This window comes from Polaromonas sp. UBA4122, from assembly GCA_002381615.1.
In the GTDB taxonomy this organism is placed as follows: domain Bacteria; phylum Pseudomonadota; class Gammaproteobacteria; order Burkholderiales; family Burkholderiaceae_C; genus Polaromonas.
Window position 1 is genome coordinate 1 of the sequence record DFWY01000142.1, and the last position, 12,001, is coordinate 12,001.

The 12,001-nt window shown below is 59.7% G+C and carries 11 protein-coding genes and 1 pseudogene; 11 read left to right on the forward strand and 1 reads right to left on the reverse strand.

From position 1 onward, the window contains the following. From B3F77_RS17190 to B3F77_RS17240, 11 genes and pseudogenes are all read left to right on the forward strand, one after another. Window positions 1-209 (forward strand): annotated as a pseudogene (locus tag B3F77_RS17190) (spermidine/putrescine ABC transporter ATP-binding protein); the annotation flags it as partial. Beyond that, window positions 206-1,087 (forward strand): ABC transporter permease, encoded by an 882-nt coding sequence (locus B3F77_RS17195; RefSeq protein ID WP_414703037.1) that lies wholly within the window; start codon window positions 206-208, stop codon window positions 1,085-1,087. The pseudogene B3F77_RS17190 and the gene B3F77_RS17195, both read left to right, overlap by 4 nt. 25 nt (window positions 1,088-1,112) lie before the next feature. Continuing rightward, window positions 1,113-2,087 (forward strand): ABC transporter substrate-binding protein, encoded by a 975-nt coding sequence (locus B3F77_RS17200; protein WP_293606130.1) that lies wholly within the window; start codon window positions 1,113-1,115, stop codon window positions 2,085-2,087. Window positions 2,088-2,095: 8 nt separating this feature from the next. After that, window positions 2,096-3,430, forward strand: a complete 1,335-nt coding sequence (locus B3F77_RS17205) for an amidase (protein WP_293606131.1) — start codon at window positions 2,096-2,098, stop codon at window positions 3,428-3,430. Between the two features lie 474 nt (window positions 3,431-3,904). Then, window positions 3,905-4,624: a DUF1028 domain-containing protein gene (locus tag B3F77_RS17210; protein ID WP_293606132.1), complete on the forward strand. Its 720-nt coding sequence runs from the start codon at window positions 3,905-3,907 to the stop codon at window positions 4,622-4,624. Continuing rightward, window positions 4,621-5,616 (forward strand): ABC transporter ATP-binding protein, encoded by a 996-nt coding sequence (locus B3F77_RS17215; protein WP_293606133.1) that lies wholly within the window; start codon window positions 4,621-4,623, stop codon window positions 5,614-5,616. Before B3F77_RS17210 ends, B3F77_RS17215 begins: the two co-directional genes overlap by 4 nt. Continuing rightward, window positions 5,613-6,662 carry an ABC transporter ATP-binding protein gene (locus tag B3F77_RS17220; protein ID WP_293606134.1) on the forward strand — a complete coding sequence of 350 codons (1,050 nt, stop codon included), beginning with the start codon at window positions 5,613-5,615 and terminating at the stop codon, window positions 6,660-6,662. The genes B3F77_RS17215 and B3F77_RS17220 overlap by 4 nt, the downstream gene beginning before the upstream one ends. Before the next feature lie 92 nt (window positions 6,663-6,754). Then, window positions 6,755-8,254 carry an ABC transporter substrate-binding protein gene (locus tag B3F77_RS17225; protein ID WP_293606135.1) on the forward strand — a complete coding sequence of 500 codons (1,500 nt, stop codon included), beginning with the start codon at window positions 6,755-6,757 and terminating at the stop codon, window positions 8,252-8,254. Between the two features lie 24 nt (window positions 8,255-8,278). Then, on the forward strand, window positions 8,279-9,220 hold the full coding sequence (locus B3F77_RS17230; protein ID WP_293606136.1) for an ABC transporter permease: 942 nt from the start codon (window positions 8,279-8,281) through the stop codon (window positions 9,218-9,220). A 3-nt stretch (window positions 9,221-9,223) separates the two neighbouring features. Beyond that, window positions 9,224-10,099, forward strand: coding sequence for an ABC transporter permease (locus B3F77_RS17235; RefSeq protein WP_293606137.1), 876 nt, complete (start codon window positions 9,224-9,226; stop codon window positions 10,097-10,099). Window positions 10,100-10,114: 15 nt separating this feature from the next. Continuing rightward, entirely contained in the window at window positions 10,115-11,722 is a 1,608-nt protein-coding gene (locus B3F77_RS17240) for a gamma-glutamyltransferase family protein (protein WP_293606138.1), read from the forward strand. Here B3F77_RS17240 and B3F77_RS17245 read toward each other — a convergent pair whose 3' ends face one another. After that, the gene (locus B3F77_RS17245) at window positions 11,723-11,890 is read right to left on the reverse strand and encodes a hypothetical protein (protein ID WP_293606139.1); all 168 of its coding nucleotides are present in this window, start codon (window positions 11,888-11,890) and stop codon (window positions 11,723-11,725) included. Window positions 11,891-12,001: the final 111 nt, after the last annotated feature.

The window sequence follows — 12,001 nt, forward strand, 5'->3', positions numbered from 1 at the left end:
AGATGTGTATAAGAGACAGCGACGAAGCGGTGGCACTTTCGCGCCATGTGACGGTGTTGAGCGGCCGCCCCACCACAGTGAAAGCTAATTACATCATCGATATCCAGGAACGCACGCCGATTGGCGCCCGAAGCGACCCGCGCTTCTCGGAATATTTTCACGCCTTGTGCGCGGAACTGGATATTCAGACCCAGCGGAAAGCAGCATGAGCAACATCAATTCAATGACGGGCCAAAAGTTGATCGTGGCGGCAGGCCATCACGATCTTACGCCTCCGGCTATGCGCAAATTTCGCGTATCCAAAATACCCGAGAGCGTCGTGCGAATCGGCATCCAGCTCATTGTGATCCTCAGCGTTCTGGGAATTTGGGAAGGCGGGGTCAGACTGGGCTGGATTTCAGCATTTCTGTTCGGCTCGCCCGTGGGCATTGCGCGCTTTGCGGGCAAGTCCATTGTGGACGGCTCGCTGCTCTATGACACCTGGGTCACCGTGTTTGAAGCCACGCTGGGCTTTGTGATTGGCACCGTGGTCGGCTCGTTGCTTGGGCTCTCACTCTGGTATTCGCCGTTCATTGCGCGCACCGTCGAGCCGATTGTGGTGGCGTTCAACAGTGTTCCCAAAATCGCGTTTGCGCCCATCATCATTCTCTGGTTTGGCACCGGGCTGACCTCGAAGGTGGCGCTGGCGATTTCGCTGACGTCGATTGTTGCCCTGATCGCTGCCTACCAGGCGGCCAAGGACGCCGATCTTGATTTGCAAGGATTGATGGTGACGCTGGGAGCAAACAAGCACCATATTTTTTACAACGTCATCGTGCCCTCCTCCTTGCCGGCCATTGTCGCGACCTTTCGTATCAACGTCGGTTTCGGCCTCGTCGGAGCGGTGGTGGGTGAGTTCATCTCCTCGCAGCGGGGATTAGGCCATCTTATTTTCACGGCATCCAGCCTCTATGACCTCAATACCGTTTGGGTGGGCCTCTTTACCTTGATGGCAGTTGGATTTGTCCTTTATTTCTTCATTGACTGGGTTGAGCGTCATCTGCTGTCATGGAAGGTGAGCGATCACCGTCAAGAACTCCGCGTGTAATTTCCATTTTTTCAAGAGGATATTTATGAAGCTACTTACCTTTTTAACGCGCTGCACTGCGCTTGTCTTCATCATCGGGCTGACGTCTGGGCTGGCATTTGCCCAGAACAAAAAAGTCACGATCTCTCAGGCATTTCAATCCATGCTTTACCTGCCGCTCTACGTCGGCATCGACAATGGCCTGTTCCAGAAACAGGGGCTGGATGTGACCAAAGAGACGGCGGGCGCGCCCAGCGCTGCGCTGGCGGCCGTGATTTCGGGCAGTGCGCAGTTTTCCCTGCACGGGCCGGAGTGGCCAGCGATTGCCGCTTCCAAAGGCGCGCCAGTACAGATCGTCGCGAACTGCGTGAACGGTGCCGCCGTCTGGATCGCGACGACGCCGGATTTCAACTTCAGCAGCGTGAAGGATCTGAAAGGCCAAACCATTGTGACTGGCCAGATGCCGACGACCAGTACCTCGCTGTTTCTCAAACTGCTCAAGGAAAACGGTCTCGATCCAGAGAAAGATGTGAAGCTGCTGCAAGTACCGCTGGGCGCCGAGATCGGCGCATTCATTGCAGGCCAGGGGAAGGTGGCGGTGATGTACGAGCCCGGTCTCGATCAGGCCGTCGCCAAGGGAATGAAAGTGGTATTGGGCTTCCCGAAGTTGTACGGCCCCTATGCATTTTCTGCGATCACCACCCGCACTGATGCCGATCCAGATACCGTACAGCGCTTTGTCAACGGCATGGAAGCTGCCTTGCGTTCGATCCGAACTGATCCCGCAGGTGCAATCGCAATTGCGAAAAAAGAATTCCCGACGCTTGATCCGGTGGTTGTTGAACATGCTGTAAAGCGCATGATCGAAGACAAGGTTTACCCGCCCAGCGTGGATATCACCCCCGCCTCACTCAAGGTCAGCATGGACACGCAGATCGCATTGGGCAATCTGGCTGCGCAGCCAGTGTATGAAAAATTTATTGTGAATTCATACATCAAAACCGCCTTGGTCATGAAATAAGGCATGTCATGGAGCTGTATCGTTTTGGTTTGATCGACGCCTTATCATCGATTGCCGCGGGAAAATTTTCGGCAAGCGACTATGTGGAGAGCTGTATCGACCGCACCATCGCGGTCGAGCCGGCGGTGGGGGCCTTTGCCCATTGGGACGCAGAGGCTGTGCGGGCCGCATTGAGCGCCATGCCATCTCATGGTGCGCTGGCGGGAATGCCAATCGGCGTCAAGGACATCATTGCCACACGCCATGTGCCGACCGAAATGGGTTCTGCTGCATTCCTGGGCCACGTGCCGGAACATTCCGCGTGGGTGGTCGATGTACTGGCCGGTGCTGCGTCCATCATGTTCGGGAAAACCGTGACGACGGAATTCGCCTGGCGCCATCCGGGTAAAACCCGCAATCCCTGGAATCTCAATCACACCCCTGGTGGCTCATCGAGCGGATCTGCCGCTGCTGTCGCCTGTGGTTGTGTGCCTGCGGCCTTGGGAACGCAGACCCTTGGCTCAGTCATCCGCCCTGCCGCCTTTTGCGGTGTGGTTGGCTACAAGCCCAGCTTTGGCACGATCCCCCGCACGGGAGTCTATGCCCTGGCACCCAGCCTGGACCATATCGGCGTGTTCACACGCAGCGTCGTCGATGCCGCGTTCCTAGTGTCAACCCTGACTGGGCGCGACGGCGTTGACTTTCGCAATACGCCCTCTCCGTCGCCCGTTTGGCCTTTGGCGCAACCCAAAGAGCGGCTGCAGATTGCCTTGCTGCGTACCTCGGCTTGGCAGCGCCTCAGCATAGAGCAGCAACAGCTGGTCGAATCGACGGCGCGTCATCTTGAAGCCTGTGGTGCGGTCATCACGCCGATTGCGCTGCCATCCTCCTTTGAAGACGCGTGGCGAATTGCACAAACCCTTTGCGAGGCTGAAGGTGCTGTGATCAACGGGACATTGGCACGCGAGACCCCGCCTCGTATCAGCCCGCCTAGCTTGGCGCTGGTGGCTCGCGGGGAGGCCTTGTCCGCGGTCGACTATATCCGGGCGAAAGACGCCCAGCAGGCACTGGTCCGGGAATTCGCAGCACTGATGGAGCCCTTTGATGCTGCACTCACGGCGCCAGCCTTGGGCGAGGCACCCACCGGGCTCGAAAGTACCGGCGATGCTTTATTTTGCATCCCGTTTACGCTGGTGGGGGCACCGGCAATTTCACTTCCAGCCGGCGAATCGAAAAACAAGTTGCCGATGGGTGTGCAATTGATTGGGCGTTGGGGCGATGACCGCAGATTGCTTGAAGCTGCCGTTTGGGTGGAGCGCCAGATCGCGTGGCCTCAAAATTTCCCACTGGACCAGCAACAGTGATCAGCGACATCATGCAGATTTGAAAAAGGCCAAAGCGGTCAGAGTCAGGCGCGATTTAAAATCTGGGGATTCCACCAATTTCACGGACACACAGTCAAGCTCGCGTAGCGTTCTTCAAACTCAACCGGGCTCAATCCGGCCAGCCGCTCGAACAGCAGTCTTGGCTGGCCAGTGTGTGGCGCAGGCCGGTGGCCTGAGCGCCGGGTCGCTTTGTGAAATGCACAACGATGTGGACATGGGTTCAAAAAGTCATTGCGTCTAATTCGAAAAAATGAATCATTCAAAAAATCCGATCGTCGCTCGAATCGTTCCGGCCAATCCACCTACAGAGGCGTGTCGAGGTAAGGATGCATTGGTATGATATGGGCATCCATCTTCACGAAGTGGAAAATCGCTCGGACCGAATCTGTTTTATTGGTGAATAATATTCAAGCCGTCTAATTAAAAGACGCAATTCCTGACGAAAGCACTTTCATGACCTGGTCCATCATCGCGCGCGATTTTTCCGGTGCGTTTGGCATCGCTGTTGCGAGTAAATTCTTTGCAGTGGGCGCCTTGTGCCCGCATGCGCGTAGCGGGGTCGGCGCGCTTGCCACCCAGGCGCTCGTGAACCCGCTGTATGCCGGCCCGGCCATGACAGATTTGGGTAAATGCATCGATCCGGCACTGATCATCGAACGGCTGACTGCTGCCGACGAAGGCCGTGATCATCGCCAGTTGCACCTGATCGATGCCGGAAGCAATTCCGCTGCCTATACCGGCGCCGCCTGCGTCGAGTGGTGCGGTCACACGGCAGGCAACGGATTTTCGGTTGCTGGCAACATGCTGGCCGGTCCGCAGGTGATTGCGGCGACGGCCGAGGCATACGAAGCGAATTCCGGCTTGTCGTTTGCCGAGCGCCTGATCGTTGCGCTGGCGGCGGGCGAAGCCGTTGGCGGCGACAAGCGCGGCAAGCAGGCTGCGGCGCTGTTGATCTACACCACCGAGGATTACTGTGCGCTCGACTTGCGGGTCGACGATCATCCGGAACCGATCCGGGAATTGCAGCGGCTCTATCAGAAGAGCCTTGAACGCTATCAGCCGTTCACTGCCTGTCTGCCATCCCGCAAGCGTCCGGCCGGTATCACAGACCGTGCGCTGATCGAGGCCGAGGTAGCGCGTTTCCAAGCCCGGCGCAGCGGAGTGGCCGCATGACAGCCTTGCTGGAGGTCAGTGGTTTGCGCACGAGCTTCAAACTGGAAGGCGGCGGCGAATTCGCCGCGGTGGATGGCGTCAGCTTTTCGGTCGAGTCCGGCCGCACGCTGGGCATCGTCGGCGAATCCGGCTGCGGCAAAAGCGTGACATCGCTGTCCATCATGGGTTTGCTGCCGAAAGGGCAAGGCCGTATCTCCGCCGGTTCGATCCGCTTCGAAGGCCGCGACCTCGAGACGCTGACGCCGGCTGCGATGCGCGCCTTGCGCGGCAACCGGATGGCGATGATTTTCCAGGAACCGATGACCTCGCTGAATCCCGCCTTCACGATTGGCGACCAATTGATCGAGGGCATCCGCTGTCACCGCGACATCAGCCAGGCAGAAGCCAGAGTGCATGCGATCGAGATGCTGCGTCGGGTCCGGATTCCATCGCCCGAGCAGCGCATCGATGAGTATCCGCACAAGCTGTCGGGCGGCATGCGGCAGCGCGTGATGATTGCCATGGCGCTGTCTTGCGAGCCGAAACTGCTGATTGCCGACGAGCCGACTACCGCACTTGATGTCACCATCCAGGCCCAGGTACTTGACCTCATGCGCACGCTGCGCGAAGAGACGGGCACCGCAATCATTTTGATCACGCATGACCTGGGGGTGATTGCTGAACTGGCCGACGAGGTCGTCGTGATGTATTCTGGCCGGATTGTCGAGCGTGCCCGTGTCGATCGTCTGTTCGCCGATCCGCAGCATCCCTACACCATCGGTTTGCTGGGATCGATACCGAAACTGCACCTGGAGCAGGACAGGCTCAATGCCATCGAGGGTCAGGTTCCAACGCCCATGACCAAAGTGCAGGGCTGCCGTTTCGCGCCGCGCTGTCCGTTTGCCGTCGACCAATGTCGCCAGGAAGCACCGCCGCTGATCAATCTCGGCGATGGCCACGAAGCCGCCTGCTGGCGCGCGCCTCTGGAAGCCGGCATGGAGCAGGCAGCATGAGCGCGTTGTTGCGGGTTGAAAACCTGGTCAAACATTTCCCGATCCGGCAGCATTTGTTTGGCCGCCAGACCGCGGTAGTGCATGCGGTCGATGGCTTGAGTTTCGAACTCGGCGCTGGCGAAACCATGGCGCTGGTTGGCGAATCCGGCTGCGGCAAATCCACGGTGGGGCGCCTGGTGCTGCGTTTGCTGGACGCCACCTCTGGCACGGTCTGGTTCGATGGTGAAGATTTGATGTCGCTGGCGCCGGAGCGCATGCGCGCCAAGCGGCGCGAGCTGCAGATGATCTTTCAGGACCCGTATTCCTCGCTCAATCCGCGCATGACGGTGGAGCAGACGCTGGTCGAGCCGCTGGCTCTGCATGGTCTGGCGCGCGGGCGGCATCGCGAGCGGGCCGCGGAGTTGCTGGACCTGGTGGGGCTCGCGCCGCAGTATTTGCAGCGTTACCCGCATGAGTTTTCTGGCGGCCAGCGGCAGCGGATTGGCATTGCGAGGGCATTGGCGGTGGAGCCGAGATTGATTGTGTGCGATGAGGCCGTGTCGGCGCTGGATGTATCGATCCAGGCTCAGGTGATCAACCTGCTGCAGGACTTGCAACGACGGCTCGGGCTGGCGTATGTTTTCATAGCGCACGACCTGGCGGTGGTCAAGCATATCGCTTCGCATGTCGCAGTGATGTATCTGGGACAAATTGTCGAGTATGCGGACAAGCGGAGTTTGTTTGCCAAGCCGAGGCATCCTTATACGCAGGCCTTGTTGTCGGCGATCCCGATTCCAGAGCCGGGCATCAAGCGCGAGCGGATTTTGTTGCAGGGCGATGTGCCCAATCCGATCGATCCTCCTTCGGGATGCCGGTTCAGGACCCGATGTCCGCATGCGCGTGAGAAGTGTACGCAGGAGGTGCCAGCCCTGAGGGCGATGGAGGGGCATTCGGTGGCCTGCCATTTTTGGGAAGAGATTGTGGCGCCGGTGATGGTGGTGGCCGGTGCCTCGGTGAATGAGCGGCTGGTTCGGCTGCAAGAGGCGTTTCACGCGCGGGGTGTTTGATCGTCACTCCCGCTGAAGTGACGACCCTGGCAAGCAGGGGTAACGAGGCGGAAAGCACTTTAATCAACGGATAACTGTAAAGGAAAAACGCGATGAATAAAAAATTCCTGCTGGCACTGACCATGGCAGTCGCCACATTCGTGGCACATGCCCAAACCCTGCGTATCGGACTGGCCGAGGACCCCGACATCCTGGATCCCACCCTGGCGCGCAGTTTTGTGGGACGCATAGTCTTCGCCTCCCTCTGCGACAAACTATTTGACATCGACGAAAAACTGAACATAGTTCCGCAACTGGCGACCTCTTATGAATGGTCAGCCGACAACAAGTCCCTGACAATGAAACTGCGCAGCGGCGTCACCTTCCATGATGGCGAAAAATTCGACGCTGCCGCCGTCAAGTTCAACATTGACCGCCACAAAACCATGCCAGGCTCCAACCGCCGCGGCGAACTGGCGCCCGTGACGACAGTCGACGTCATCGATGACCTGACCGCGAAAATAAACCTCAGCGCCCCCTTTTCGCCACTGCTGTCTGTGCTGGCGGACCGCGCAGGCATGATGGTTTCTCCCAAGGCGGCCCAAGCCAACCCTGCCAACTTCGGCACCAAGCCGGTCTGCTCAGGTCCCTTTCGCTTCGCGGAACGCGTCGCCCAGGACCGCATCGTTCTGGAGCGCTACCAGAACTACTGGAACAAGGCCGACATCCACTTTGACAAGGTGATCTTCCTGCCCATCGTCGATGCCACGGTCAGGCTGGCCAACCTGCGCTCCGGCCAGCTCGATTTCATCGAACGAGTCGCCCCATCCGACGTGGCCTCGATCAAGGCCGACAAAAAGCTCGCCATGGCGCGCATTACTGAACTCGGGTATCAGGGTATTACCATCAACACCGGTAAAAGCGAGCTCTCACAAAAGAACCCGCTGGGCCGCGACCCCCGAGTGCGTGAAGCATTCGAGCTATCGCTGGACCGCGCCGGCATCGTCCGGGTAGCAATGGATGGCGAAGCCGAACCCGGCAACCAATGGGTGCCACCGAGCAACAGCTTCTATGCCAAAAATGTTCCGATCCCGAAACGCGACATTCCCCGCGCCAAGGCGCTGCTGAAAGAAGCCGGGGTCACCAATCCGACTTTCACCCTGATGACGGCAACCACCTCCGATGCCCAGCGGGTAGCGCAGGTCGTGCAGGCCATGGCCAAGGAGGCCGGTTTCGACGTGAAGATTCAGTCCACCGAATTCGCCACTTCGCTCAACCTTGCCGACAAGGGGCAGTTCGATGCCTACATTTTGGCGTGGAGCGGTCGGGCTGATCCTGACGGCAACCTGTACAGCTTCTATGGATGCAAGCAGCCGCTGAACTACAGTGGCGAGTGCAGGCCGCAGTGGGACGAGTTGCTCAACCGTTCGCGCAGCACGCTTGACAAGGCCGGCCGCATCAAGGTGTTCGCGACACTGGCTGCCGAAACTGCCAAGGAACGCCCGATCGTCTACCTGTTCCACCGCAACTGGCTGTGGGCCTACAACAAAAAGCTGACCGGCATGCGTGCCATCCCCGATGGACTGGTGCGGGTACAAGGTATGAAAATGTAATACGCGTCACGACCACCCGAACCCATGCTCCACTATCTTCTCAAGCGGCTGGCAGCGATCGTGCCGACAATTTTCTTCGTCACGATCATCATCTTCGGGTTGCAGCAATTGCTGCCCGGCGATGCTGCCATGATCCTGGCTGGCGAAAACCAGGACCCGGAGGTGATCGCCTATCTGCAAAAGAAAATGCATCTCGACGAACCGCTGCCGATGCGTTACGCCTACTGGATCGCCGGAGTGTTCCATGGCGACCTGGGTGAGTCGCTGCGCATCCAGCAGCCGGTGCTGGAGCTGATTCAGGAGAAACTGCCGGTAACGCTGGAGCTGGCTGCTATCGCGATGCTGATTGCGCTGGTGATCGGCATTCCGGCCGGGATCGTGTCGGCGGTCGGCAAGGATACGGTGTGGGATTACGCTGCCAATGTGATTGCCTTATGGGGCTTGTCGACGCCTAATTTCTGGCTCGGCATCCTGATGATCCTGTTGTTTTCGGTGTCGCTCGGCTGGTTGCCGGCCTCCGGCTATGTCAGTCCGTTTGAAGACTTGAAAGCCAATCTGTCCGCGATGATCATGCCGGCCTTTGTGCTGGGCAATGCCATCGCGGCGGTGCTGATGCGCCACACCCGCAGCGCGATGCTGCAAGTGTTGAATGCCGACTATGTGCGTACGGCCCGCGCCAAGGGCCTGGACGAGCGCACAGTGGTGATCAAGCATGCGCTGCGCAATGCCCTGACACCGATCATCACCCTCGGCGCGCTCGAATTCGGCACGCTGCTTTCCGGCGCGGTACTGACCGAACAAGTGTTCTCGATTCCCGGCTTCGGCAAGCTGATCGTCGATGCGGTATTCAATCGCGATTACGCAGTGGTGCAGGGCGTCGTGCTATTCACCTCGAGCGTCTATATCGTGCTGAACCTGCTGGCTGATCTGGCCCAGTTTTTCGTCAATCCGCGTCTGCGAGGGTAGTCCATGAGTGCAGTGATTCCGCAACAAGTCATAGCGCGAGACGCTACCCCGGCCAGGCGCGCGTTGCGCCGGCTGCTGCGCCGCCGCGGCGCGATGCTGGGTCTGGTGATCGTGCTGTTTTTCGTGTTGCTGGCGCTGTTCGCCCCGAGCATCGCCCCCTATGACCCGATCGCGGCCAGCTGGAGTGCGGTGCGCAAGGCCCCCAGCATGCAATATCTGTTCGGCACCGACGAGATCGGTCGCGATGTATTGTCGCGGGTAGTGTGGGGGGCGCGCGCATCACTGATGGCGGGCCTGGTGTCGGTCTGTATCTCAATGGCGCTAGGAGTACCGATCGGCCTGTTGGCGGGGTATGTTGGCGGCTGGACCGATGGCCTGATTTCTCGCTTCACCGACTCGATGCTGGCGGTGCCCTTCCTGATTCTGGCGATCGCGCTTGCCGCCTTCCTTGGGCCTAGCCTTAGCAATGCAATGATCGCCATCGGCGTGTCGGCGACGCCGGTCTTCATCCGGCTGACGCGGGCCCAGGTGCTGGCAGTCAAGGTCGAGGATTTTGTCGAAGCCGCGCGGGCGGTCGGTAATCCGCATTGGCGCATCGCACTGCGGCATATCCTGCCCAATGTGCTGCCGCCGCTGATCGTGCAGGCCACGCTGGCGATTGCCGCCGCCATCATCGCCGAAGCCAGCCTGTCCTTCCTCGGACTCGGACAGCAGCCGCCAGCGCCGAGCTGGGGCAGCATGCTCAACACCGCCAAGAATTATGTAGACAATGCACCCTGGATGGCAGTCTGGCCAGGCCTGTCGATCTTCCTGTTGGTCCTGTCGTTCAACCTGCTTGGCGACGGCTTGCGCGATGCGCTCGATCCAAGGCATAAATAATTCACGGCTCCTTTCATGCTCTCATTCGATTCACTACATTATCCCTATGCCTCGCGTCGCAACGTGGTCTATGCCAACAAGGGCATGGTCGCTACCTCGCAGCCTCTGGCTGCCCAGGCCGGCCTGCAAGTGCTGCAGGCTGGCGGCAATGCAATCGATGCGGCAATCGCCACCGCCGCTGCATTGACGGTGGTCGAACCCAGCGCCAATGGCATCGGCGGCGACGCCTTCGCTCTGGTCTGGCACCAGGGCAAGCTGCATGGCCTGAATGCCAGCGGTCCGGCGCCGCGCGGCATGACGCTTGAAAAAATGACTGCGCAGGGCTTGACCGAGGTGCCTAAATACGGACCGCTGCCGGTCACCGTGCCCGGCACGCCGGCCGCATGGGCGGCGCTGGCCGAACGTTTCGGTCGATTGCCGCTACGTACCTCCATGGCGCGCGCGGTCGAGCTGGCGCGTGACGGATTTCCGGTATCGCCATCAGTTGCCTTTGGCTGGCAGCAGGCGACCAAGCTGTTCCGCCAGCAGTTCAAGGAGGATTATTTCAAGTCGTGGTTCGATACCTTTGCGCCTGAGCGCGCACCCAGGGCCGGCGAGATCTGGCGCTCCGGCGCGCACGCCGACACCTTGCAATCGATCGCCGACACCAATGCAGACAGTTTTTATCGCGGCCCGCTGGCCGAGCGCATAGGCGCATTCATCCAGTCCGCCGGCGGGTACCTGCGTGCGGAAGACCTGGCTGACTACCGGGTCGACTGGTGCGACCCGATCAGCGTCAATTACCGCGGCTACGATGTCTGGGAAATCCCTCCCAGCGGTCACGGGCTGGTGGCCTTGATGGCCCTGAACATTCTCAAGGGCTTCGATTTCAGCGAGCGCGATACCTTGCTCACGCATCATCGCCAGATCGAGGCGATCAAGCTCGCCTTCGCCGATGGCCTGGCGCATATTGCTGACCCAGCCCATATGCGGGTATCGGTGGCTGATCTGCTCTCAGATGCCTATGCCGACGAGCGCCGCGCCCTGATCGGCGCGCAGGCGATCAGCCCTTTGCCGGGCGAACCGCCGCGTGGCGGCACCGTGTATCTCAGCACCGCCGACGGCGAAGGCAATATGGTGTCGCTGATCCAGAGCAATTACATGGGCTTCGGTTCCGGCATGGTGGTGCCGGGCACCGGCATCGCCTTGCATAACCGCGGCAACAATTTTTCAATGAAAGCCGGGCATCCGAATTGCCTCGCGCCCGGCAAGCGGCCGTATCACACCATCATTCCCGGCTTCCTGACCAAGGACGGCAAGGCAGTCGGTCCATTCGGCGTGATGGGCGGCTTCATGCAACCACAAGGGCATGTGCAGGTGGTGATGAATACCATCGACTTCGGCCTGAATCCGCAAGCCGCGCTGGACGCGCCGCGCTGGGAATGGGAAAGCGCCAAGCGCGTCAACATCGAACGCTCGACACCGGAGCACCTCTTCCATGGCCTGGCAGGACTTGGGCATGAGGTGTCATGGTGCAACAACCGGATGGCCTTCGGCCGCGGGCAAATCATCTGGCGCAATGCAGAGGGCGTCCTCTGCGGGGGCACCGAACCGCGTACCGATGGCGCGATTGCGGCATGGTGATCAGCATCTGACTTTGCGCGCCGGCTTTGGACTGGCACCGACAAATTTATCGATGACCGGCAGCGCGGCAACAAATCCCGCTGCTTTGAAACCTTCCCCGACGACACCGGCTTGATGCCCGAACTGCGCGGGCATATCGCCAGCCTGGCCGGTCAAATCGACGCCCACCGCAAGCACCAGCAGGCCGCGCAGACGCTATTATACTACTTTGCATTCAAAGATATAGATGTGATCCATTTGAATCCGGTAAGACTCTGCATCCTAAAGGGGTTTCATTAG

Excerpts from the sequence above, each read along its gene's own strand:
- B3F77_RS17225 (WP_293606135.1), top strand. The coding sequence starts at position 6,755 with ATGAATAAAAAATTCCTGCTGGCACTGACCATGGCAGTCGCCACATTC.
- B3F77_RS17200 (WP_293606130.1), top strand. The coding sequence starts at position 1,113 with ATGAAGCTACTTACCTTTTTAACGCGCTGCACTGCGCTTGTCTTCATC.
- B3F77_RS17220 (WP_293606134.1), top strand. The coding sequence starts at position 5,613 with ATGAGCGCGTTGTTGCGGGTTGAAAACCTGGTCAAACATTTCCCGATC.
- B3F77_RS17215 (WP_293606133.1), top strand. The coding sequence starts at position 4,621 with ATGACAGCCTTGCTGGAGGTCAGTGGTTTGCGCACGAGCTTCAAACTG.
- B3F77_RS17230 (WP_293606136.1), top strand. The coding sequence starts at position 8,279 with ATGCTCCACTATCTTCTCAAGCGGCTGGCAGCGATCGTGCCGACAATT.
- B3F77_RS17210 (WP_293606132.1), top strand. The coding sequence starts at position 3,905 with ATGACCTGGTCCATCATCGCGCGCGATTTTTCCGGTGCGTTTGGCATC.
- B3F77_RS17235 (WP_293606137.1), top strand. The coding sequence starts at position 9,224 with ATGAGTGCAGTGATTCCGCAACAAGTCATAGCGCGAGACGCTACCCCG.
- B3F77_RS17195 (WP_414703037.1), top strand. The coding sequence starts at position 206 with ATGAGCAACATCAATTCAATGACGGGCCAAAAGTTGATCGTGGCGGCA.
- B3F77_RS17240 (WP_293606138.1), top strand. The coding sequence starts at position 10,115 with ATGCTCTCATTCGATTCACTACATTATCCCTATGCCTCGCGTCGCAAC.
- B3F77_RS17205 (WP_293606131.1), top strand. The coding sequence starts at position 2,096 with ATGGAGCTGTATCGTTTTGGTTTGATCGACGCCTTATCATCGATTGCC.